This window comes from Kitasatospora sp. NPDC094016 (genome assembly GCF_040304045.1).
Lineage (GTDB): Bacteria > Actinomycetota > Actinomycetes > Streptomycetales > Streptomycetaceae > Kitasatospora.
In genome coordinates this window covers 1-22,209 of record NZ_JBEOUK010000055.1, presented here as the reverse complement: position 1 = coordinate 22,209, position 22,209 = coordinate 1, and the positions used below count along the sequence as shown (strand labels likewise).

Here is a 22,209-nt window from a genome sequence, read left to right as displayed (position 1 = left end):
CCCCGGATCACAGCGGAGGGCTCACAACGGAACGACCGCCACCGGGCACTGGGCGTGCTGGATGACCGCCTGGCTGGTGGAGCCGAGCCGGCCGAGCGGACCGTTCGGCTGGCCGTGGCGGCCCACCACGACCAGCCGCTGGTCGGCCGACGCCGCCACCAGCTCCTTCGCGGCCCCCGACCGCACGACCGACGTGGTGACGGCGACGTCCGGGAACCGCTCGCGCCAGCCTGCCAGCACCTCGGCGAGCAGCCGCTCGTGCTCCGCCGCGACGTGCCCCTCCTCGTAGACCGGTGGGACCTCGTGCCCCGGGCCGAGCAGCGGGGGACAGCTCCAGGTGTGGAGCACGGTCAGGGGGAGGAACTGCCGGAGGGCGGCCTCGAAGGCGTAGGCGAGCACCGGGCCCTCCGCTTCCCTGCCCTCGACCCCGACCGCCACGCCGCCCTCGGTCACCGGCTCGTGGTGCACCACCACGACCGGGCACGGCGCGTGGGCGGCCGCGTACAGGCTGGTCGAGCCCACGAGCAGTTCGGGGAAGCCTCCCGAGCCCCGGTCACCGACCACGAGCAGCTCCGCGCCCGCCGCCGCCCCGATCAGGGCCTCGCGCGGCGGACCGTCGACGAGCTCGGCCGCGACGGTGAGCCCCGGGTGGCGGGCGGCGACCCGGGCCCACTCCGCGTCGAGGCGCTGGGCCTCGGTCGGCTCGGTGCCGCCGTACCTGGCGTGGACCAGCCGCAGGTCCGCCCGTCGGCGGAAGGCCTCGTCGACCGCCCAGTCGACCGCGGCCCGGCTCCGGGTCGACGGGTCCACGCCCACCACGACGAATCCGTTCATCGACGGCACCTCCGCACCGTGTCGATCGGCCCCGCCCCTCAGGCTATGCCGCTCACCGGATCAGCACCCGTTCGCCCGAGCGCGGCACTACGGCCGTCCAGCCGAGTTCGCGGTCGATCCGGTCGCGCAGGGCCTCCGAGCCCTCGGGCTCGCCGTGGACGAGGTAGACCGTGCTGGGCGGCGGTGCGGTGCGCAGCCATTCGATGATCTCGGCGGCGTCGGCGTGCGCGGAGAAGGCCGGGACGTTGACGACCTCGGCTCGGACCGGGACGTAGGTGCCGTACATCTTCAGGGCGCGGGTGCCGTCCACCAGGTCCCGGGCTCGGGTGCCCTCGGCGGCGTAGCCGACCACGACGACGGTGTTGCGGGCGTCGGGCAGTAGCCGGCTCAGGTGGTGGACGACGCGGCCGCCGGTGGCCATGCCGGAGGCGGAGACGATGACGGCCGGGCTGTGGGCGTGGTCCAGGGCGAGTGATTCCTGGAGCGAGCGGACCAGGGTGAAGGGCTCGGGGTCCAGGGCGGCCGGGCCCTGGGCGAGGACGTCGGGGCGCAGTTGGTCGGAGCCGGACGCGAAGGCGTCCCGGTAGATCTGCAGGGTGGCCAGGGCCATCGGGCTGTCCACGTAGACCGGAACCGTGGCCGGCAGCCGGCCGGCGCGGCGCAGTTCGGCGAGCTGGTGCAGCACGACCTCGGTGCGGTCGACCGCGAAGGACGGGATGACGACGGTGCCGCCCCGGGCCAGGGTGCGCTCCAGGGCCCGGGCGAACCACTCGCGGGCGGCCGTCTCGTCGTGCTGCCGGTGGCCGTACGTGGACTCCATCAGCAGGACGTCGGCGCCGGTGAACGGCTCGGGCGGGCGCAGCAGCGGGTGGACGGGGCGGCCGAGGTCGCCGCTGGCGGCGATGGTGTGGCCGTCTTCGAGCACCAGGTGGGCCCAGGAGGAGCCGAGGATGTGCCCGGCCCGCTGCAGCCGCAGCACGATGCCGGCGGTGATCTCGATGTCGGTGTCCAGTGGGACGGGGTCGAACATCCGCAGGGCGTTCTCGACGTCCTCGTCGTCGTAGAGCGGCTGGGCGGGCCGGTGTTTGGACCAGCCGTGCTCGTTGGCGTGGTCGGCCTCCTCCTGGAGCAGGTGGGCGCTGTCGCGCAGGATCAGTTCGGTGATCCGGGCGGTGTCGGGGGTGGTGAGCACCGGGCCGCGGAAGCCGTCGTGGACGAGGCGGGGCAGGTAGCCGCAGTGGTCGAGGTGGGCGTGGGTGAGCACGACGGCCTGGACGTCGGCGGGGTCGAGCGGGAGCGGGCGCCGGTTGCGGCGGCGCAGTTCGGCCAGGCCCTGGAAGAGGCCGCAGTCGATCATGAGGCGGGCGTGGTCGGTCTCGACCAGGAACTTGCTGCCGGTGACGGTGCCCACGCCGCCGAGGAAGGTCAGCAGCCCCGGCCGGGGCCGCGGCCGGGGTTCGCCGGTGCTCGTGCCGGTCGTGGTGTCCGTCGTCATGGCCGCCTCCCGGGGCGAGGAGTCCCTCTCATCGTCCTGCCGCGCGGCCTCGCTGTCCTGGGCCGACCCGGCCCTGTCGGCGGGGACCGTACGGCCCTGTCCCGCGGTTCCCGCCGGGCGGACAGTGGAGGCGGGACCACCGGAGGAGGAGTGAGGGCGATGCAGCACCGCAGCGTCAACGACGTGATGACCCATGAGGTCGTCACCGCCCGGCCCGACACGCCGTTCAAGGAGGTTGCGGCGCTGTTCCACCGCAACGACATCACCGCGATCCCGGTGATCGACGACCAGGGGCGGCCGCTCGGCATGGTCTCGGAGGCTGATCTGATCCGCAAGGAGGCCGTCCTGCCGGACCCGGAGGGCCGCTTCCCGGGCCGCTGGCTCACCGCCGACGACCGCGCACGGGCCGAGGCCGAGACCGCCGGCGGGCTGATGACCAGCCCTGCTGTCACCGCCTGCCCCGGCTGGTCGGTGCCCGAGGCCGCGCGCGCCATGGACAAGCACAAGGTGAAGCGCCTGCCGGTCGTCGACGAGGTCGGCCGCCTGGTCGGCATCGTCAGCCGCCGGGACCTGCTGGAGGTGTTCCTGCGCCACGACGCGGCCATCCGGGACGAGATCAACCACGACGTGCTCGGCCAGACCCTCTGGCTCGCCCCCGGCGACGTCCAGGTGGCGGTGCACGACGGCGTGGTCACCCTGAAGGGGAGGCTTCCCCGGCCGCAGCCTGATCCCGATCACCGAACAGCTCTGCCGCGCCGTGGACGGCGTGGTCGCCGTCCACCACACCCTCGACTGGGCCGAGGACGACACCGGTCAGCAGCTCGAACACCCCCACGCCTACCGCGCAGCACCGTAGGAGGCCGCCATGACCCGCACACCGAGCACCGTCGCCGACGTGATGACCCATGGGGTGGTCGCCGTCGGCCGCGACGCGGACTTCCGCGAGGTCGCCGAGACGCTGCGGCGCTGGCAGGTCAGCGCGGTTCCCGTGCTGGCCGGGGACGGCCGGGTGATCGGGGTGGTCTCGGAGGCCGACCTGCTCACCGCCCGGGACCGCGGCGGCGTGCGCGCCGACGCCCTGACGGCCGGGCGGATGATGTCCGTACCGGCGGTCACCGTGCACCCCGCCAGCCCGCTCAACGAGGCCGCCCGGGCGATGGCCCGTGGTCACCTCAAGCGGCTGCCGGTGGTCGACGAGGAGGACTACCTGGTCGGCATCGTCAGCCGCGGCGACCTGCTGAAGGTCTACCTGGAGGACGACCGCGAACTCGCCGACCGGGTGCGCTTCGAACTGGTGGCCACCCTCGGCCCCGGAGCCGGGGTGGGCACCGACGTCCGCTCCGAGAACGGCCGGATCACCCTGACCGGCGGCCTGCCGGACACCGTCTCCGCGCCGGTCCTGGAACGGCTGGTGCGCTCCGTACCCGGCGTGGTCGGCGTCGAATTCCGGCTCGCCGCGCCCGCCTGAGCGGGGGTGCGGCGGTGGCCTCGGCTCCCCCCGTCCGTCCCGGGCCGCCCGGCCGCCGCCGCGCGGGGTCGTGATCGGTCCCGGTGCGCGAGGTGGACCGGCGGCGCAGAATCGGTGGTGTCACCCTCCGCGCACCCTGGGAGCCGGCCATGGACACGCCACAGCCCGTACGGGTGTTCCTGCTGGACGACCACGAGGTCGTCCGGCGCGGTGTCCGCGACCTCCTGGAAGCCGAGCCCGACATCGAGGTCGTCGGCGAGGCGGGCACCTGCGCGCAGGCCGTCGCCCGGGTGCCGGCGCTTCGCCCGGACGTCGCCGTCCTCGACGTCCGCCTGCCGGACGGCGACGGCGTGACCGTCTGCCGCGAGCTCCACGACCGGATGCCCGACCTGGCCTGCCTGATGCTGACCTCCTTCGACGACGACGACGCCCTGCTTGACGCGATCATGGCCGGAGCGGCCGGCTACGTCCTGAAGCAGGTCAAGGGTGCCGACCTGGTCGGCGCGGTGCGCACGGTCGCCTCGGGCCAGTCCATGCTCGACCCCGCCACCACCCACAAGCTGATGGAGAGCCTGCGCCACCACGAGGAGAGCGGGACCGACGCCGCCCTCGCCGGGCTCACGTGCCGCGAACGGGAGATCCTCACCCTCGTCGGCGAGGGCAAGACCAACCGCCAGATCGGCCAGGAGCTCTATCTGGCCGAGAAGACCGTGAAGAACCACGTCTCGCGCCTGCTCGCCAAACTGGGCGTCGAACGCCGTCTCCAGGCCGCCGTCCTCGCCGCCCACGCCGAGCCCGAGCAACACCACCGGCGCCCGAACTGAACCCCGGTGCCCGGGTGGGCCTGCGGATTGAGCCGAACGGCCCAAGCGCCGCCCCGGGACCCGGCCGCACGGTGGAGGTGACCCGGCATCCGTGCCCGACGACGCACACCTGGAGGCGGCCGTGCCCACCCTCGCCCTCGATGCCACGGCACTGGAGAAGCTCGTCTCCGCGGCGGTCGCGGCACCCTCGATCCACAACAGTCAGCCCTGGCGCTTCCGGCTCGAACCGGCGACGTCGACGCTGGAAGTCCGGGCGGCCCGTGAGCGCGCCGTCCCGGCCGCCGATCCGCAGGGCCGGGCGCTGCACATCTCTGTCGGCGCAGCCGTGCTCAACCTGCGCGTCGCCGCCCGCCACCTCGGCTGGGCGCCCGACGTCCGGCTGCTGCCGGACCCGGCCGAGCCGGACCTGTTCGCCGCCGTCCGGCTCGACACCCCGGCCACGGCGCCGGTCCCGGGCACGGAGCAGTTGTACGAGGCGATCTGGCACCGGCACTCCATCCGCACGCCGTTCACCGGCGAACCGGTCCCGCCGGCCGTCCTCGACGAACTGGCCACGGCCGCCCGGGCCGAGGAGGCGACGCTCCATCTGCCAGACCACGAGGAGACCTCCCGGCTGCTGCAACTGACCGCCGAGGCCGAGCGCCGCAACACCACCGACCGGGCCCAACGCGCCGAGAGCCGCGACTGGATCCGCACCGGCGACACCCCGCCCTACGGCATCCCGGTGGCCGCGCTCGGCCCGCAGGACCTGGCCGGCCGCCTGCCGATGCGGGACTTCGCCGCCCTCCGGGCCGCCGAGCACCAGGCCCCCGCCGTCTTCGAGCACGAGCCGCGGATCGCCGTGCTCACCACCGAGCACGACACCCCGGCGGACTGGCTGCGTGCCGGGGCCGCGCTGGAACACGTGCTGCTCACCGCCACCGTCCACGGCGTCCGCGCCTCCCTGCTGCACCAGGCGATGGAATGGCCCTACCTGCGCTGGGAGACCCGCGACCCGCACCAGCGCCCCGGATTCGTCCAGATGCTGATCCGGCTCGGCTATGGCCCCGAGGGCGCCCCCACCCCTCGCCTGGCGGCCGGCCACGTGCTGGACCAGGCCGGGGACTAGGCCGTCGGCAGCGGGACCTGCCAGACCAGTTCGGTGCCGCCCTCGGGCCGGCTGCAGGCGGTGAACGTGCCGCCCAGGGCGGTGGCCCGGTCGGCCAGGTTGACCAGCCCGCTGCGCCGGCCGCCGTCGGGCAGACCCACCCCGTCGTCCCGGACGACGAGCGTCAGCTCGGACCCGGCGGTGATCGACACGTCGACCGCGCCCGCCCTCGCGTGGCGGGCGGCATTGGACAGAGCCTCCTCCAGGACGGCGACGATCGCGTCCGATACCTCGGTCGGCACTGCGGTGTCGAGCAGGCCGGTCGTCCGCAGGGCCGGGCAGAACCCGAGTGCCCGGGTGGCGTGCTCGACCACCTCCGCCACTCGGGAGCGCAGCCCGACCGAAGCCGGGCCGGACTCGGGCAGCCGCAGGCCGAAGATGGTGGCACGGATCGTCCTCGCCGTCTCGTCCAGGTCGTCGATCGCCCGCAGGACGCGTTCGGTCGCCTCGGGGTGCTCGATGAAACGGGTGGCGCCCTGGAGCGTCATCCCGGTGGCGAAGAGCCGCTGGATCGCCAGGTCGTGCAGGTCGCGGGCGATCCGTTCACGATCCCGCAGCAGCGCGATCTGCTCGGAGTCGCGGCGCCGTTCGGCGAGTTCCATCGCCACCGCCGCCTGGGCCGCGAAGCCCAGCAGCGAACCGGACTCGTTCTCCTCGAACAGCGGGGCGCCGGCTGCACGGGCCAGCATCAGGACCCCGCGCACGCCCCGCTCGGTGGTGCCGATCGGCACCGCGACGGCCGGGCCGAGCCCCTCCCAGCGCGATGGGCCGGCGGTGACCCTCGGGTCCTTGCGGACGTCCGGGCTCACCACGAGGCCGCCGGTGCGGACGGCCGCGCCGACGAACGAGCCCTCCACGGGCAGCACCAGGCCGCGGTGCTGCTGCTCGCCGAGACCGACGGCGGTCCGCACCTCCAGGTCGCCGGTGTCCGGCAGCGGCAGCGCGACGACGGCGAGGTCCGCGCTGACGATCTCGCTGGCCCGGGCGAGCAGGAGGTCCAGCACCTCCTGCTCCGCGCTGCCCGACAGGAGGCTGCTGGTGATCTCGGCGGCCGCCCCCAGCCAGCGCTCCTGCTGCCGGGCCCGGGCGTACAGCCGCGCATTGTCGATCGCCACCCCGGCGGCGACGGCGAGGGTGGAGAGCACGGACTCGTCCTCGGCGTCGAAGTCGCCGCCGCCTCGCTTCTCGGTCAGGTAGAGGTTGCCGAACACCTTGCCCCGGATCCGGATCGGCACACCCAGGAAGGTCCCCATCGGCGGATGGCCGACCGGGAAGCCGGAGGACGCCGGATGGTCGGAGATCAGGGTCAGGCGCAGCGGCTCGGGGTGGCGGATCAGCTCGCCCAGGACCCCGTGCCCCGACGGCAGGGCGCCGATCCGCCTGACCTGTTCGCCGGTCACCCCGACCGGGATGAACTGCGACAGCCGCTGGTCCTCGCCGATCACGCCGAGCGCGCCGTACTCGGCGTCCACCAAGGTGACCGCCGCCTCCACGATTTGCCCCAGGGCGTGGGCCAGCTCCAGGTCGCGGCCGACCGCCAGCACGGCCTCCAGCAGGTTGTGCACCCGGTCGCGGGTGCCGCGGGCCGCGTCCAGCCGGGCCTGGAGTTCGTCCAGCAACTCGTCCAGGCGCAGCTTCGGCACGGGGGCGGAACTCTCCAGTGCGCTGCCCAACGAAATCCTCCACGGCTCGCCCGACGCCACTGACCAGCCTAGGCGCGCCCGGCCGGTCGTGCCGGACACGCAGGGGCCGATCGGCCCAGGCACAGGAGCGACCTGGCCCCTGGCGGCGACCGCGGCCGCAGGGAAACCTGGAAGGTGCGGGCGGACCCGGCCCGGCTCCGCCGCCCGAGAGGAGTGATCGGGGTATGAAGGCACTCACCTACCACGGAACCGGCCGCCGTACCTGGGGCGACATCCCCGACCCCGTCGTCCGTGATCCCGAGGACGCCGTCGTCCGGGTGGACGCGGTCACCATCTGCGGTACGGACCTGCACATCCTCAAGGGCGACGTCCCCGAGGTCACCGAGGGCCGCGTCCTGGGCCACGAGGCCGTCGGCACCGTCACCGAGACCGGACCCGGCGTACGCACCGTCACGGCCGGGGACCGCGTCCTGATCTCCTGCATCTCCGCCTGCGGCCGCTGCGCCTACTGCCGGACCGCCACCTACGGCCAGTGCACGGGCGGTGGCGGCTGGATCCTCGGCCACCTGATCGACGGCTGCCAGGCCGAGTACGTCCGCACCCCCTTCGCGGACACCTCCCTGCACCCGCTGCCCGACGGCGTCACCGACGAGGACGCCCTGCTGCTCGCCGACATCCTGCCCACCTCCTACGAGGTCGGTGTCCGCAACGGCCGCATCGGCCCGGGCGACACCGTCGCGATCGTCGGAGCCGGGCCCATCGGACTCGCCGCGATCCTCACCGCCCGGCTCTACAGCCCGGCCCGCATCATCGCCGTCGACCTCGTCCGGAGCCGTCTCGACGCGGCCGAGCGCTTCGGCGCGGACACCGTCCTCACCACCGCGGAGGCCACCCCGGACGCCGTCCGCGAGCTGAGCCGGGACGGCCTCGGCGTCGACGTCGCGATCGAGGCGGTCGGCGTCCCCGAAACCTTCGAACTGTGCACCCGTCTGGTGCGCCCCGGAGGCCGGGTCGCCAACGTGGGCGTGCACGGCCGGCCGGCGGTGCTCCACCTGGAGGACCTCTGGATCCGCGACGTCACCATCACCACCGGCCTGGTCGACACGTACGGCACCCCGATGCTGCTCGGCATGCTGGCCGTCGGACGCCTGGATGTCGCCGGGCTGGTCACCCACCGCTTCGGCCTCGACGAGATGCAGGACGCCTACGACGTCTTCGCCGACGCGGCCGACACCGGGGCCCTGAAGGTCGCGCTCTTCCGGACGTGACCCCTGCTGAATGGAGGCGCCGCCACCATGACCGACGGTCCTGACACCACCGACACCACCGACATGACCGACATGACCCGCCGGATCGTCGAGCGCCGCGACCAACTCGGTTTGAGCGAGCAGATGCTGGCCCACGAGGCGGCCATGGCACCGACCTACCTGCGGCACCTGCTGAAGGCCGGCCCGGAGTTCGACCCGCCCGGGTTCGTTCGGATCGCCGCCGTGCTCGGGCTGACCTGGTCGGAGCTGCTGGAGGGCCATCGCGCGGACGCCCCACCGGGGTGGTCGAGGCCCGCCGCGCGTCCGCTGCCGCTGCACCTCACCGAACCGCAATGCTGGGAACTGGTCGGCACCCACGGTATCGGCAGGATCGGACTGCCCGGCCCGGTCGCACCGGCCGTCCTCCCGGTCAACTTCGCGGTGGACGCCGCAACGATCGTCTACCGCACGGCTCCCGGTGGCGCCGCCGCCCCACCCGACGGTTCACCGGTCTCCTTCCAGGTGGACCACATCGACGACCGCCGGAGCCGGGGCTGGAGCGTCCTCGTCCTCGGCGAGGCCCGGCACGTCCACGAACCGGACGAGGAGCGACGGCTCTCGGCCCTGCCCGGCGCCACCCCGTGGGCCGGCGGCTCCCGGCCACTGTGGGTACGCGTCCGCCCGGACAAGATCACCGGCCGCCGGATCGGCAGCTGGTGAGCATTGACGCCGGACAGAGCCGCGAAGCAGGTGATCCCGTTGGTCTTGCCGGGGACCCGCAGCTGGGTGACGGTCCGGCCGTCGCCGGTCATCGCGGCCGGAGAGTGGGCGGCGGGCATCCCGCCCCGCCGGGAGACGCGGGCAGCCTTGCCATCGATCGCCACCGAGTCCGACCCGGCAGGATCGGCGCCGGTCAGATCGGCCAGGCCGCCGGGACAAACCAGGTTGACGACCCGACGGATGGTGGCGGCACTCGGCGCGACGCACGCCCCAACGAGCCGCCACACGAGCTCCCAGCCGGGCCAGGGCCTGCTGCGGAGCATTCGCGGACCACTGGCCGATCGCCGCATGCGAGCGCGCGCCGGCGACCACCGCCGAGGCGGCAATCAGCAGCACCGCCACGAACGGGTGACGCACCCCGCGCCGCCGACGCGGATCGGGCAGCGCCCGCAGCCTCTCCGCCAGCGAGAGCCCCGCTGCATCCCCAGAGCGGGCGACTTGACGAGACATACGGTGGCAGACCGGCGGAACGTCGAAGCTCCAGCGGTTCAAGGCGACTTGGCAAGGTCACCTCGTTCAACTGGAGCTTCGACGCGTACGTGACGGGCCGGTCCGGACCCTCCAGAGCGCGCCGGCCTGCGGACTCATGTGATCACCGGGACTTTGAAACGCCCCTGCCCACGGGGGAGCTGCAGGCGAAATCACCTTTAGAAGTCATCTCATTTGGTGATTCTGCGGTAGCAGACGATGGCTGCGGCGATGCTGGCGAAGGCGGCGAAGTGGTCGGCCTTGCGTTCGTAGCGGCGGTGGAGTCGGCGGAAGCCGCCGAGCCAGGCGACGGTGCGCTCGATCACCCGGCGGTGCCGGCCGAGGCGGTTGGAGGTCTCGACCCCGCGGCGGGCGATGCGGGCCGGTATCTGCCGACGGCGCAGGTACGAGCGGATGAAGCGGTGGTCGTAGGCTTTGTCGGCATGTAGCTTGCCGGGTCTGCGCCGTCTGGGGCCGCGTCGCGAGCGGATGGGCGGGATGGCGTCGACGAGCGGGATCAGGGCCTGGCTGTCGTGGACGTTGGCCCCGGAGATCGCGAGCGACAGGGGTAAACCGGTACGTTCTGTGAGCAGGTGGATCTTCGACCCGTACTCGCTCCGATCGACAGGATTCGGACCTGTCAGTTCCCCTTTTTCAGGGCCCGCATGTTCACCGAGTCGACCGCGCACCTCGACCAGTCGAGCTTGCCGCGCGCGCCGAGTTCGTCCAGAACGACCCGATGGAGCTTGGCCCACACTCGGGCTCTCCTCCACTCGCTGAACCTCCGGTGGGCGGTCGGCCCGGACGGGCCGAAACAGGGCGGCAGCTGGGCCCACGTGCACCCCGACGTCGCCACGAACACGATCGCCGCCAACACCTCCCGGTCGCCGTAGCGACGCCGGCCACCACCCTGCGGCCGAGTCGGCGCCTCCGGCACCACCAACTGGAACAGCTCCCACAGCTCGTCCGGGACTAGAAGAAGCCCGCGCGATTGTGCTGCGTGAGGCCGTCGAGGATCTCGCGCAGCCACGGGCTGCGGACGGCCGGCAGCCGAACCAGGGTGTGCTGGAACACTCCCGGATCCACCCGGAACAGGCGACCGGGGAGCAGCGGGGGTGAGTCGAAGTCGTCGCGGAGGGCGCTCTTGGGCAGGTTGCCCGATATGGGAACGGGCAGGTCCGGCTCGGGGGAGGCCATCTGTAGCCACACTCCGAACGGCAGCGGTACCGGGTACGCCGCCGTGTTGGCTGGGGCCCAGGCCTCCCCTGTCTGTGGATGGGAGGGTACGAGGAGGATGTCGGCGTTCCCGCCGGGAGCTGGTCGTCCTGGTCCGGCCAGGACGGCGCGGCGCGCCGGCGGGCCCTCGGGCAGCAGGGCGTTGAGCGTTCGTTGGAACACCTTCCCGGCCAGGCCGTCCGGGACGGTCACTGGCCGGCCTTCCGATGCCACGAGCAGGTGGGCGAGTGCCTGGCCGGCCGCCGCCTCCCACTGTGGGCTCCACGACCACCGGTGGTTCGACCAGTGGCCCGGTCTCATTCGCGATCCCCAGGTGGCGATCGGCTCGAACGGGGGCGTGCCCTTCCCTTCCGCCATCAGCTCCGCCCAGGAAAGCGGTGCCGCGTCGGCGCCGTCGACGGGAAGGCGGCGTACGGCGTTCGGGGCGAGCCACATCGCCTGCCAGAGCGAGCAGTCGTCGATCCGGCTCGCCACGGGCAGGGCACATTCCGCGCAGGCCACGTTGGGGCCGTCGGCCCCGTCAAGGCCGCAACAGTAGCCGCCTGTGCGATTCCCCGGGATCAGTACGGTTCCGCGGGCGTCGCCTGGTGCGATGACGATCGCGCCGGGCGCGCCGTCGGACAGGGCGTGGACCGGCGCGTAGACGGCGCGGGCGGCAGCCTCGTCCGGATGGATCTCTTCCCACGTTCGCCATGGCGGCCCCCATGGCTCCGAGTCCACGGCGAAGGTGCCTGATTCCATGAGCACCGGGAGCTGGATCCCGTTTCCGTATATCTGATGGGCGTGGGCCGGCAGGGCGACCTGGGACAGCGAAGTGGTCAGCTCAGCGCCACACCCCGCACGCACGAAAACGAACAAATGTCCTCCGTCTGGGAAACGGAGGCATCATCGCAGCTCGGCAGTGGCCAGCCAATCGGTTTCCAGGACAGCGTGAGGCACAGTCACCCGTCACTCAGCGTGTGCAGTCCACGGAAGTTGAGCCAGAGCCTGAGTTTGGGCAGCAGGTGTTGATCTGCTGCCGTCGAAATGTCGCTGGGTTTCGAGAGCACCTATGCAACGTGTCGGCCCGGACTCGCGGTCGTTGTGGCCTGTGGGGTGGAATGGGTCCGATCGGGCGATGGGTCTGACGATCGGACTGGAGTGCTTGGATGGGGACGATTCTCAAGGGCGTGGGCCGTGTTCGTTGGCACGAGTTGAAGCATGCCTACGGGTCGGCGGCAGATGTTCCCGGCGTGCTGTCGCGGATCGCGCGGGGGGGGGGATTCCCGGGCGAGTGAGGCGACCCTGAGTGATCTTGCTCTGGGGATCGGTGAGCTGGCAGTCTTCGATGCGACTGTTGCTGCTGTTCCCTTTCTGTGGGACCTTGCGGTCGCCGAGAGCGTGAAGTCCCGGGCCGGGGTGGTCGAGTTGCTGCAGGCGATCCTCGAGCACGGCAACCCGCCGCAGCCGAACGTGCAGTTGGACGCCCACCAGGCCGTGCTGAGCGGCCGGCCGACAGCGGACCGGCTCACCCACGACAGTGACCCCGTGGTGAGGGCAGCGGCTCAGGACCTGCTGGCTGCGATCGACAGTCATCTGAGTGAGTCCTGCTGTCGGGTTTGATGCAAGGGCCTTCCCTGGCCCTCTGATGGCGGTCGTCGTTCGGCCTGACTAGCTGAGGAAGGCCCGAGAACGGTCAGTTGAGGGCTTGCTGCTGTTCGGCTCGGGCGCGGATGGGGGCCACCCCCGCTCGGGCGGGGGTCAGCCGCCGCCTGGAGGGCTCGCAAACGGCAACGGCGGAGCCGTCCTCGTGGACGGCCCCGCCGTTACGTGCAGGTCGGTCGGGTTACCAGTGGTCCTGGCGCTCGCACTTCTCGTCGTGCTCGTGGCGCTTGATCGTGGTGAGGTCGGAGGCGATGTGGCCGGCGGGGTCACCGCCGCCGATCGCGGTGGCGGTGTTCGTCACCTCGGGGCGGGCCCAGCAGTCGACGTCGGCCTTCAGGGTGATGGGCGGGTAGCTGCTCCCGGCGGCAAGGGCGTCGTTGCGGGTGCAGGTGAGGTTGATCAGGGTGCAGTTCCAGCCCGTGCCGCTGATGCTGTCGGCGCTGAGTCCGTCGGGAAGGGTGTCGTACACGGTAACCGTCGTGCCGTCGGTCGGGGCGGCCCCGGCGGCGTTGCCGACCGTGATGGTGTAGGTACCGTCCCGTCCCTGGGTGAAGTGACCGGTGTGGGTCTTGGTGATGGTCAAGGACGGGACGGTGTAGGAGATGGTCACCTGGCCGTTGTTGTTCGCCGTCCCGATGGTGGAGGCGCTGTAGCTGGTGCCGGTACCGGTCGGGGTCGCGAAACTGCTGCCCCCACCGCCCCCGCCTCCGCCCCCCGAGGTGCCTTCGTTGTTGACGGCGGCGCTGCCGCCGCCTCCGCCGGCGAAGTAGCCGCCGCCCCCGCCCCCGCCGGCACCGGTGATGGCCAGGGCGCAACCGCCGCCGATGCTGCCCCCGGCTCCTCCGGTGCCGACCGCGGCACCGGAGAACGCGTTGCCGGGCCCGCCTTTCGTGACGGTGCAGAACGGGACGGTGCCGGCGGCCCCGCCGGCGCCCGCGGTACTGGCGGTGGTGCTGCCCCCGCCCCCGCCCTGCCCGGGCGAGGCGGGGGCGAAGGCGCCTCCCGCGGTGCCGCCGGTGGCATCCGATGTTCCGCCGTTGCCCCCGTTGCCCCCGTTGCCCCCGGCAGAGCCCGCTCCGGTGCCGCCGGCGGCACCGCCGCCCCCGGCGACCACCAGCAGGGAGCCGCCCACGCTGATGCTGGACGCCCCGCCCCCACCCGGGCCTTCGTCCCGAAAGCCGATGGCAGGGTAACTCCCACCTGGGGCACCGCCGTTGAAGCCGCCGGCGCCCCCCGTCCCGGTGCCGTTGCAGCCCTTGCCACCGGCACCGCCGACGTTGACGGTGAAGGTCGTCGGGGCGGTGGTCTGCGGCAAAGTGGTCACCACCCGCGCGCCCCTCCCGCCCGTCCCCGTGACGGAACAGGCAGTGCCGGTGTTGTCGCCACCGCCGGCGCCGTCCGCAGTGATCGTCACCACCGCCGCCGCCGGAACCGTCAAGGTCTGCTGAGCGCCGGTGAAGGTGAAGGTCTGCGACGGATCAGCCCGCTGCGCCCGCACCGGCGCGGCCTCCACCGGCGCGGCACCCGCCGGCGCAGCCGTGGCCACCAGCAGCGCCATACCCGACAGCAGCGCACCCCCCACCGATACCACTGCCGCGCCACGCTCCCCACCTCGCCCACCCGAGCCAACCGGGCCGGACGCGATCCCGCCGACCAGGTTGAACACAGCAACCGGCCGCTGACGCCTGACCCGGTACCACGGCAGATCGCCCTGTCCACGAGTACGAGTGCTCATCCGCAGGTTCACCTCTCCTCACAACGAAGCGTCCAGCCCCGCGACAAGGCACACAGCAGGGACACTTGACGGGAAATCATGACAAACCACAGTAGATACCCCGATTCGATCACTTCGAGGCACCGAGGCAGCGAGAAACCCCGTGTGTCGCAGCGCCCCACGCACACCGGCGACAAACCGGCATCCGACCAGGTCACCGCCTGACGAGTCGTCCCGACCGGGCTGTCGCCCCACCAGCCCCGCACAACCCGGCCAGCCCCCGCAGCCCCGCCGCATCGAGTAGAACCTCAGCATCGGCCCCCGCTGGTCCTGCCGCCAGGAACGCAACGAACGGCTGGAACGGGAGGCAGCCGTCGGACCATCGCTGGTCGAGGTAGGGCTTGAACTCGTCGAGCTTGCTGGGCCTGCCTTGCTACTGGCCCTGGAACAGCTCGTCCGGGGTCGTGGCGTCGGCGTACCGTTTGACGGTCCGACAGGTCATGCCGAGCTGGCGGGCGATGGCTCGTCGGCTGTGGCCGGTGGCCAGGTAGGCGTGGACGGTGGCGTGCGTGGCCTGGGTTCGGTCGGGGCCGCCACCAGCGTCGGCGACCACCTCGCCGCTACCTCACACGGTGTGATGGAGCGCGCTAGTTTGCGAGCGGCTGGGAGGGTGGCGCTGGTCAGGGGTCTGGCGGAGCAAGCTGGTTTGCGAGTTCGGAGCGCGGTAGCTTGCGAACGCGGGCGCTGAGTCGTCACCGCCTGTGATCTCTGGGGCTTCCAAGGTGCTTGTGCCTGCTCCTCGCCGCTGCACCAGCGGGCCTCGTCGCCTGATCGGATTCAGTCGATCACGGCCAGATGTGGTCGATGGCCCGAGAGCGTCGCCGGACCCGCTGACGAGCCGTTAGGTTGAACCATGGCCACGACCCATCTACGCGCCTGCGACGTTCCCGAGCTGCGCCAGGACCTGGTCCGCTGGGCGGACGAGAACGTGCCGCGCGCCGATCGCGGCACTGGACCTGTTCTGATGCACGGGTTCACTGACCCTCGCCTGGTGCAGTCGGCTGTCCGCAGTGCGGAGTTGTACTTCGTCAACGACGACATGACCTGGCTGGCCCGCACCGTGGGCGAGGGTCTGCCGGTCTGCGCGTTCGACGCGGACGACCTGCCGGACCCGATCGGCCTCCTGCTGTGGTCCGATGACCCGAGCGCGCACACGGCGACCCTCGGCCGGCCCCGGGCGGTGGTGTGGTCCCGCATCGGGACGACCTTGCGGGTTCTGGTCCTGGACGACGCCGGCCCGTACCGGCGGGCGCTGGAGGAGGCGGGTCGGAGAACCGCACGTTGAGCAGCTCTGTCGGCGACGAGCAGCATGCTGAGTCACAGCAGGTGAGCAGGGTGGGGTAGGTGCCGAGAAGTGGCTTCGGCTGCCGGGTGCACAATTGACGTGGCGTTCGTGATCAAGTGGTGATTGAGAGCGGTGCCGAGTACATCGGAGGGTGCTTGTTTCGGATGGCTGGGGTGGGAACGTGGAACGGCAGCAGTACGTACAGAGATGCTCGGAGCTCTTCGCCGTGGGTGGCTATGAGGCTGTGATAGCCGCGGCAGAGGCGGGGCTCAAGGAGTGCGGACCCGATCCGGTCCTCTTCCGCTGGCTCGGACAGGCACATGCCGCAGAAGACGAGGACGACCATGACCGCGAGGCTGAGGCCGCATACCGCGATGGCCTCGCACTGGCAGCGGACGATCTCGGACTCCTGGTGTCGTACCTGGAGCTGTGCCTTCGCTCGGACTCTTTCGAATACCCGGGGCGGGCGCGCCGTGCGGTGGCTCTGCGGGAGAGGATCGAAGAGCTGGCCCCGCCCGGGTCAGCCGAACGCGAGCGGGTCGATGATGCGACGGGCTGGGCCGGACGGGGCTATTGGGATGACCTGAACGTAGCCGCCGCTCAAGGGCAAGCTCACCAGGCAGTCAAAGCGGAGCAGAGCGTGCTGGTGACTGGCGCGCTACAGCGAGCCGCTCGTGGCGAGTCCAGCGAGGACACAGGTGAAGACCTCCGGGCCGCTGAACTCGCCGCGGCGGTTGAGCTGCTACAGGGGGCCTGGAACGCACCACTACGCCTGCTTCTCGCGCACCGGGTCGAAGCGTATGTGCTGACGCTCGTGGCATCGTTCGGCACGAACAAGGCACTGGTGTGGAGTGGAGTGCTGGACTTCAGCCTGTGGGGCTGGTTGTTCTGGGCTCCCGTGATTGCTGCCGAAGCCAAGCTCCGCCAAGCAAAGAAGCTGGGACAGGAGCGCGTGATCGCTCGCATACAGGCGCGCCATGACGAGATGCACCTGTCCCAGAGCCCGCCCGAGGACAAGTATCTGTGAGCGCCTGAGTCGGCGGCTGCCGCCGACTCAAGGACTCAGTCGGCCTCTGGGGCCGGGCCGGACTGGCCTCCGCCCTGCACGAGGCCGCCGAGATGCCGGACACCTCCGTCAAGACATCCGACCACCCCCCTGACCGCCCCGGCGACGACCCCTCCCGCGAAGGCCCGGGCCAACTCGGCCTGCTTCAGGCGCACGTGGTGTCCGACGATGCTCACGCCTGCAATCCTGGCACGCCTCTCCGACAACGCACCGCCGGTCCGAAGCGCGGGCCGACCGCCGGCGTGACGCCGTCAGGGCAGCGAGAGCAGGGCGTAGCCGCCGACGTCAGGCGCACGCCGGTGATGGCCCGAAAGCGCGTCTCGGGACCGGCCGGCGCCGTGATCAGCCCACCCAGCCCACCCAGCCCACCCAGTCCGGCCGGCCGGGCCGGAGCGCCACATCCACTCCACGCCGTGCCCGACGGCCACCCGCGCTGCTCCGCGGTGACCTTGCCCCGGCCATCCGGCCATCCGGCTGTCGTGCCACGCCATCCCGGGCGCCGCTGACCTCCCACCGGCCGGGCCCCACGGAACACCCCCCGCCCCCGGGCCCGGCCGACTGCGCCCCACTTCAGTCGCGGAGCCCGCGCCACACCGGCTGCCGGAGGCGGCCGCTGTCGGTGAGTTCCAGGAACTCGACCTCGGCGTGGAGCTCGGGCCGGACGAACCGGACCTCGGTGCCGCGCGCCAGTCCCAGGCTGGCGCCGGTGGTGAACGGGGACATCGGGTGCTCCGTCGCGGGTGCTTTGAAAGATCTTGTCAATTGATCATGCATTGACCAGTGGACTTGCAGAATCTGGGACCACTGTTCAGTTCAGTTGGGAAAACCATAAAACGGAGGATGGGTTCGCCTCAGTGTTGTTGATCTCGATTCAGTAGGACGATCGCCTGGCCCCTCCCGGCTGGCTTTTTCGGGCGGCCGGTCAGTGCCGGTCGGCGACGCCGGCCTCCAGGACGGAGACCACGGCGAAGAGCGAGAAGCAGGCGGCGCCGAGACCGACCAGGACCCGGGCCGCGACCATCACGTCCGGGTCGGCCGACTCGAACAGGAACGCCGACATGAACAGGCACAGCAGTGTGGTGCCGACCGGGACCAGCGGGGCGCGGCCGGCCGGCGGCGCGGCACGGCGCCAGCCGAGAGCGAGCAGCAGCACCGCGCTCAGCACTGTCCAGCACAGCAGACCCAGCCCGATCTGCACGTACCCGGTGGCCAGTTGACCGGGTCGGGGGTCCAGGGCAACGACGACCAGGCCCCCGGTGATGTCCATGGCGCCGAGCACGGCGGCCGGGACGAGCCACCAGACCCACTCCCGCCGGGTGTACGTGTTCCGGATCTGCCGCAGCAAGGTGATCACCAGCCCGATCAGGGCGGTGCAGACGATCGCCTGGTCGACCACCACGTGCCCGGCTGTGAAGCGCCCGTCCGAGTCCCCGCCGCCCCCGTTGGCCAGCATGACGATCGCCCACGCCCAGGCGGCGGCGGCCGCAAGGACTGGGACCGCCACCAGCGCCCGGGCCGCGGACCGGCCGAACGGCGCGGGCGAGCGCGGCGGGGAACCCTCCGGCAGGACGGCGTTCTGCCCGATCAGCGTGAAGCGGGTGGCGACCGCGGCCACCGACGAGACGCACACGCAGACCAGGCCGATGCCGAGGACCACGCTGCCGGCCACGAAATCGGCCACCGGCCGGTGGCTCTCCGCCAGCAGGCCCAGCCCGTAGCCGACGGCGGCCCCGGCCACCGCGAAGCCGAACGCCGGGTAGCCGATCCGGTCCAACGCGCCGAAACGGCCGATCAGTTGCCGCACGACGGTCGCCGCGACGGCGAACAGGCAGAGACAGACGGCGGCCAGGAAGACCAGCGTCAGGCCCGCGACCCGGGCGCCCGGCCCGGTGGAGTGCGCGAGGACGTAGCCGCCGAGCGCGGCCGACACCGAGCCCATGAGCAGCGGAATCGCCCGGAGCAGCACGCTCATTCCGTGGTTCACCAGGTCTCCTCGTTCCCTCGCGCCCGTCGGTTCCGGGCGGCAGTCAGTGTTCAGCCCGCCGGGTCTCCGGCCGGGACCCCGGCGGCGGGTGTCCACGGATTTCGTCCGATCGGCTCATGGCGACACCCGCTGTGCGGGACCCCGGCGGTGGCCTGCGATGCTGTCGGCGGCCGCGGCGGCCGCGGCGGCCGCGGGCGGGTGTGGGCGGGCAGGGATGGCCCGGGGGCGCGTCTCGACGGCCACAGGACCTCTCCGGCGTTCAGCGCCAGTCGAGGCCGAGCGCGGCGAGCCGCTCCAACTGCTCTGCGGTCAGCTTCGCCCGGCGGGTCTTGGTATTCGACAGGAACACCCCGAGCCGCACAGACACCGTCGTATGGCCGTCCTCGGCCTGGCCACCGCCGTCGCCGCTGCTGCTGTCGGGGATCTCTTCGACGTGGCCGCGGGGCACGGTGACCGATCCGGTCCGTTCCCGGTACCGGGCGAGCGCGGCCAGACCCCGGTCGAAGGCGCTCGGAGCCCCGCCGCCGGCCCGCCGCCCACCCGCTGCGCCCCTCACCCCGCCCGCTACGCCTTCCTGCCCGGCCGGGGCCGCGAGCGGTTCAATGCCGAGCACGGCCAGGCGCCCCTGCTGCCCGTCCATCAGCCCCTGCCACACGACATACCGGCGCTGCCGCTCCAACCACCGCCCCACATCCAACCCGTGCACCGTCACACCGGGCAGCAGATCACCAAGCTGCGCCCCGCCCTGAAGACACTCACGCACGGCGGCGTAGTGACGCTGCCAGCCCAGCGACCAGCCCGGGTTCCAGTCCGGATCGATCCCAACGAGGGCTTCCACCCGGTCAGGACGCCCGCCCAGCACACCGGGCCGACGCTGATTGGACAGCCACTGCCCCACCGGCCTGTCCAACGCCGTCGCCGTACGGACAGCGGCCAACGTCCCGTGGTGCTCGAAGTAGACCCGGCACGCCGCCAGGTTCTCCTCCCACGCCGCGTCCAGCGGATCCCACACCATCCCCAACGCTTCCAGCCGCCAGGCCCGCTTGCCCCCCATCTGACCGGCCGCGTAGGCCTTCCGCTGCTCGCTCACCCAGTGCCCCAGCGGATACATCTGGTGCGGGTCCAGCCCGGCCCTCGTCGCCTCACGATGATCGAACGGCACCCGCAGATGCCCCTCCCGCTTGGCGAACTTCTCCGCGGCCGACCAACCCCGGGCCCAGTCCTGCCGCTCCGTGTCGATCACATTGAACGAAACCCACTGCGCAACCATCACCGGATCCCTGGGAGCCGAAAAACGCAGCAGCATCCGGCTCTCCTGCTCACCCTCCCCCGGCTCCGGACCGATATCAAACGACGGCTCAACCACCGCCTTCTGCTCGACCTGAGGAACAGCCAGCAACTCCACAGCCTCCTCATCATGAGCCCGCAAAGCCTGAAGCACACTCACCAAAGGCCGGTAACTCCCGGAGGTGAACATGTCCCGCGCCTGCTCACCCTCCTTCAAAAAGACGGGCACGACCAACGACGCCAGCTTCCCCTCACCAGGCTGCTGCCGCAAAGCGCGCCCGATCGCCTGCACAATGTCGTGCGGCGCCCCCTTCGGATCCAACAGCGCCACCGAGTCCACCGCCCGGATATCCACGCCCTCACCCAACACCCGACACTGCGCCAGCACGGCCCGCCGCGCGCTGCGCCCGAACTCCGCCAGCACCCGCGCCCGCCGCTCCCCGGCGTGCTCACCCTTGAGCCAGTCCGCCCAGATCCGCTCCGGATAGAACTCCGGATCACCCACGTGCAGCCGCTGCGCCACCGCCGGCAGCCCTTCCGCGAACGCCTGGGACTCCATGGTCCGGTGGTGGAAGGTGATCATCGTCTGGAGGCCGTGCTGCGCCATGGTGTGGAGCATGGCGGCCTGGAGCGCACCGAGCCGCTGCCCGCGGATCTCCTCGCTGCGCTTCTCGGGGCTCATGAGCTTCTCCGGTGTGACGACCGGGTCGGTCAGCTCCACCACGATGATCTGATACCTGGCGAGAAGCCCCCGCTTCACCGCCTCGGACAGCGGGAGCTTCCACGCGACGGGGCCGAAGATCGCCTCGTCGTCCATGGACGCGGCCATCTCCTCCGGCAACGGGTCGTGCCGCTCGCCCTCGCGCAGGTCCCAGGTCGGTGCCGGCCGCTCCTGCCAGATGCGCGGGGTTGCCGTCGCATACAGGCGCCGAGCCGCCGGGATGACGTGCTGGTGGTGAATGTCGGCCCAGGCCTTCCCCAGGCTCCCCGAGGTCCGGTGCGCTTCGTCGACCACGGCGAGGTCCAGCGGGTCCAGGTTCTTGCCGTAGGCGCCCTCGAAGGCCTCCGCCAGCACCCCCAGGCTGGAGTAGGTGGCGAAGATGGTGACCGGCCCGGAGCCGTGCCACATGGCCAGCCGGATCGGATTCGTCGTGCACCGGACGTCCATCGACCAGAGCTCGACGTCGTCCTCCATCGAGCACACCGCGACCGCCGGCCCCGTGTGCCCGACCTCCCGCCACGCCTTGATCGTCTGCCCCAGCAGGGCCAGCGTCGGCACCAGGACGAGCACCCGGCCGCGCGGCGCCATCCGCCGGGCGACCGCCGCGCAGATGTACGTCTTCCCGGTCCCGCAGGCCGCGTGAATCTGCGCCCGCAGCCCGTCCGCCGGAATCACCCCGCCCGGCGGGATGTCCAGCGCGCGAATGATCGCGTCAACCGCCTCGATCTGGTGGTCACGCAACTCGATGGGCATGTCCCCGATCCTTCCATGGAATGCCGGAGGGGATTTCCTTGATCGCACAACGCCCGCAAGAGAGTCGAACATCGGGGGTGTGTATGCAACACTGACTCTACACAGTGCATCACTATGATGCACTGGGCTTGCCGAAGGTCTCCACTCCGGAGTGATGCACGGCATTATTCGGGCATGAGCTCGCACTGCAGGTGGCATGCTTCTCTCGTGGCGACGGCTTCGAGGTGGCTGGCGACGGGCGTTCAGGGTGGGCGGAGCGAAGCGGAGTCCACTGGGCTCGACAGGAAGTATCGGCTCTGACGGTCAGTGGGTCGACCGGGCATCAACTTCCGGAGATCGGATGGGACTCCTGAGTCTGCACAGTGCCGCACGTGATGCACCCGCCCCTCCCAGTCAGCCATCGGATTCCCGCCTGCGGGAATCCCGATAAACCCGCGAAGCGGGTTTATCATACGCTCCTGAATTCCGCTTGCGGAATTCCATTCCCGCGCTTGCGCGGGAATTTCCGCCGAAGCGAAGCGGAGGCGCATCCTGCCCGGCGGCTTGCCGCCGG

18 protein-coding genes and 2 pseudogenes are annotated in these 22,209 nt (G+C 71.7%); 9 read left to right on the top strand and 11 right to left on the bottom strand.

Annotated features, from left to right (window positions below; translation table 11 throughout):
• Nucleotides 1–21: 21 nt before the first annotated feature.
• Complete coding sequence (locus tag ABT015_RS33400; RefSeq protein ID WP_350885906.1) at nucleotides 22–834, bottom strand: universal stress protein; 813 nt, start codon at nucleotides 832–834, stop codon at nucleotides 22–24.
• Between the two features lie 52 nt (nucleotides 835–886).
• Nucleotides 887–2,329, bottom strand: coding sequence for an MBL fold metallo-hydrolase RNA specificity domain-containing protein (locus ABT015_RS33395; protein WP_350885904.1), 1,443 nt, complete (start codon nucleotides 2,327–2,329; stop codon nucleotides 887–889).
• A 159-nt stretch (nucleotides 2,330–2,488) separates the two neighbouring features.
• Between ABT015_RS33395 and ABT015_RS33390 the strand changes: the two are divergent.
• The 4 genes and pseudogenes from ABT015_RS33390 to ABT015_RS33375 all read left to right on the top strand — a co-directional run bounded on the left by ABT015_RS33390 (nucleotide 2,489) and on the right by ABT015_RS33375 (nucleotide 5,729).
• Nucleotides 2,489–3,185, top strand: a pseudogene (locus tag ABT015_RS33390) (CBS domain-containing protein).
• Between the two features lie 9 nt (nucleotides 3,186–3,194).
• A complete protein-coding gene (locus ABT015_RS33385; RefSeq protein ID WP_350885902.1) occupies nucleotides 3,195–3,797 on the top strand; it encodes a CBS domain-containing protein in 603 nt (200 codons plus the stop codon).
• 149 nt (nucleotides 3,798–3,946) lie between these two features.
• Entirely contained in the window at nucleotides 3,947–4,621 is a 675-nt protein-coding gene (locus ABT015_RS33380) for a response regulator (RefSeq protein ID WP_350885900.1), read from the top strand.
• A 91-nt stretch (nucleotides 4,622–4,712) separates the two neighbouring features.
• A complete protein-coding gene (locus ABT015_RS33375; protein WP_350885898.1) occupies nucleotides 4,713–5,729 on the top strand; it encodes an Acg family FMN-binding oxidoreductase in 1,017 nt (338 codons plus the stop codon).
• On the opposite strand, the gene ABT015_RS33370 is transcribed toward ABT015_RS33375, so the two are convergent.
• The gene (locus ABT015_RS33370; protein WP_350885896.1) at nucleotides 5,726–7,441 is read right to left on the bottom strand and encodes a GAF domain-containing sensor histidine kinase; all 1,716 of its coding nucleotides are present in this window, start codon (nucleotides 7,439–7,441) and stop codon (nucleotides 5,726–5,728) included. The genes ABT015_RS33375 and ABT015_RS33370 overlap by 4 nt on opposite strands.
• A 194-nt stretch (nucleotides 7,442–7,635) precedes the next feature.
• Between ABT015_RS33370 and ABT015_RS33365 the strand changes: the two genes are divergently transcribed.
• Both ABT015_RS33365 and ABT015_RS33360 read left to right on the top strand, forming a co-directional pair.
• On the top strand, nucleotides 7,636–8,679 hold the full coding sequence (locus ABT015_RS33365) for a zinc-dependent alcohol dehydrogenase family protein (protein ID WP_350885894.1): 1,044 nt from the start codon (nucleotides 7,636–7,638) through the stop codon (nucleotides 8,677–8,679).
• Between the two features lie 27 nt (nucleotides 8,680–8,706).
• A complete protein-coding gene (locus tag ABT015_RS33360; RefSeq protein WP_350885892.1) occupies nucleotides 8,707–9,378 on the top strand; it encodes a pyridoxamine 5'-phosphate oxidase family protein in 672 nt (223 codons plus the stop codon).
• 306 nt (nucleotides 9,379–9,684) lie between these two features.
• On the opposite strand, the pseudogene ABT015_RS33355 reads toward ABT015_RS33360, so the two are convergent.
• The 3 genes and pseudogenes from ABT015_RS33355 to ABT015_RS33345 form a co-directional block, all read right to left on the bottom strand.
• Nucleotides 9,685–9,888, bottom strand: a pseudogene (locus ABT015_RS33355) (transposase family protein); the annotation flags it as partial.
• Nucleotides 9,889–10,097: 209 nt separating this feature from the next.
• Nucleotides 10,098–10,936, bottom strand: a protein-coding gene (locus ABT015_RS33350) for an IS5 family transposase (RefSeq protein WP_502897461.1) whose coding sequence is annotated in 2 segments (ribosomal slippage) — nucleotides 10,098–10,558 and nucleotides 10,558–10,936 — 840 coding nt in all. Because the reading frame shifts where the segments join, the coding sequence is not laid out codon by codon here.
• On the bottom strand, nucleotides 10,879–12,000 hold the full coding sequence (locus tag ABT015_RS33345; RefSeq protein ID WP_350885890.1) for a hypothetical protein: 1,122 nt from the start codon (nucleotides 11,998–12,000) through the stop codon (nucleotides 10,879–10,881). Before ABT015_RS33345 ends, ABT015_RS33350 begins: the two co-directional genes overlap by 58 nt.
• A 549-nt stretch (nucleotides 12,001–12,549) precedes the next feature.
• On the opposite strand from ABT015_RS33345, the gene ABT015_RS33340 reads away from it, so the two are divergent.
• Complete coding sequence (locus tag ABT015_RS33340; protein WP_350885888.1) at nucleotides 12,550–12,744, top strand: hypothetical protein; 195 nt, start codon at nucleotides 12,550–12,552, stop codon at nucleotides 12,742–12,744.
• A gap of 223 nt (nucleotides 12,745–12,967) precedes the next feature.
• Here the strand turns inward: ABT015_RS33340 and ABT015_RS33335 are convergent, their stop codons facing one another.
• On the bottom strand, nucleotides 12,968–14,344 hold the full coding sequence (locus tag ABT015_RS33335; protein WP_350885886.1) for a hypothetical protein: 1,377 nt from the start codon (nucleotides 14,342–14,344) through the stop codon (nucleotides 12,968–12,970).
• 589 nt (nucleotides 14,345–14,933) lie between these two features.
• Complete coding sequence (locus tag ABT015_RS33330) at nucleotides 14,934–15,113, bottom strand: hypothetical protein (RefSeq protein ID WP_350885884.1); 180 nt, start codon at nucleotides 15,111–15,113, stop codon at nucleotides 14,934–14,936.
• A gap of 300 nt (nucleotides 15,114–15,413) precedes the next feature.
• On the opposite strand from ABT015_RS33330, the gene ABT015_RS33325 reads away from it, so the two are divergent.
• Both ABT015_RS33325 and ABT015_RS33320 read left to right on the top strand, forming a co-directional pair.
• Nucleotides 15,414–15,845, top strand: a complete 432-nt coding sequence (locus ABT015_RS33325; RefSeq protein WP_350885882.1) for a hypothetical protein — start codon at nucleotides 15,414–15,416, stop codon at nucleotides 15,843–15,845.
• Nucleotides 15,846–16,026: 181 nt separating this feature from the next.
• Nucleotides 16,027–16,872, top strand: coding sequence for a hypothetical protein (locus tag ABT015_RS33320; RefSeq protein ID WP_350885880.1), 846 nt, complete (start codon nucleotides 16,027–16,029; stop codon nucleotides 16,870–16,872).
• Between the two features lie 609 nt (nucleotides 16,873–17,481).
• On the opposite strand, the gene ABT015_RS33315 is transcribed toward ABT015_RS33320, so the two are convergent.
• The 3 genes from ABT015_RS33315 to ABT015_RS33305 form a co-directional block, all read right to left on the bottom strand.
• Nucleotides 17,482–17,685, bottom strand: coding sequence for an ATP dependent DNA ligase (locus ABT015_RS33315; protein ID WP_350885878.1), 204 nt, complete (start codon nucleotides 17,683–17,685; stop codon nucleotides 17,482–17,484).
• Between the two features lie 148 nt (nucleotides 17,686–17,833).
• The gene (locus ABT015_RS33310) at nucleotides 17,834–18,895 is read right to left on the bottom strand and encodes a DUF2776 family protein (RefSeq protein WP_350885876.1); all 1,062 of its coding nucleotides are present in this window, start codon (nucleotides 18,893–18,895) and stop codon (nucleotides 17,834–17,836) included.
• Between the two features lie 259 nt (nucleotides 18,896–19,154).
• On the bottom strand, nucleotides 19,155–21,656 hold the full coding sequence (locus ABT015_RS33305; protein ID WP_350885874.1) for a DEAD/DEAH box helicase: 2,502 nt from the start codon (nucleotides 21,654–21,656) through the stop codon (nucleotides 19,155–19,157).
• Nucleotides 21,657–22,209 lie beyond the last annotated feature (553 nt).

What these genes read in the sequence shown, in the direction of transcription:
- ABT015_RS33400 (WP_350885906.1), bottom strand. Translation starts at nt 834, where the DNA reads ATGAACGGATTCGTCGTGGTGGGCGTGGACCCGTCGACCCGGAGCCGG.
- ABT015_RS33315 (WP_350885878.1), bottom strand. Translation starts at nt 17,685, where the DNA reads ATGCATGATCAATTGACAAGATCTTTCAAAGCACCCGCGACGGAGCAC.
- ABT015_RS33325 (WP_350885882.1), top strand. Translation starts at nt 15,414, where the DNA reads ATGGCCACGACCCATCTACGCGCCTGCGACGTTCCCGAGCTGCGCCAG.
- ABT015_RS33305 (WP_350885874.1), bottom strand. Translation starts at nt 21,656, where the DNA reads ATGCCCATCGAGTTGCGTGACCACCAGATCGAGGCGGTTGACGCGATC.
- ABT015_RS33395 (WP_350885904.1), bottom strand. Translation starts at nt 2,329, where the DNA reads ATGACGACGGACACCACGACCGGCACGAGCACCGGCGAACCCCGGCCG.
- ABT015_RS33380 (WP_350885900.1), top strand. Translation starts at nt 3,947, where the DNA reads ATGGACACGCCACAGCCCGTACGGGTGTTCCTGCTGGACGACCACGAG.
- ABT015_RS33335 (WP_350885886.1), bottom strand. Translation starts at nt 14,344, where the DNA reads ATGGCGCTGCTGGTGGCCACGGCTGCGCCGGCGGGTGCCGCGCCGGTG.
- ABT015_RS33385 (WP_350885902.1), top strand. Translation starts at nt 3,195, where the DNA reads ATGACCCGCACACCGAGCACCGTCGCCGACGTGATGACCCATGGGGTG.
- ABT015_RS33360 (WP_350885892.1), top strand. Translation starts at nt 8,707, where the DNA reads ATGACCGACGGTCCTGACACCACCGACACCACCGACATGACCGACATG.
- ABT015_RS33365 (WP_350885894.1), top strand. Translation starts at nt 7,636, where the DNA reads ATGAAGGCACTCACCTACCACGGAACCGGCCGCCGTACCTGGGGCGAC.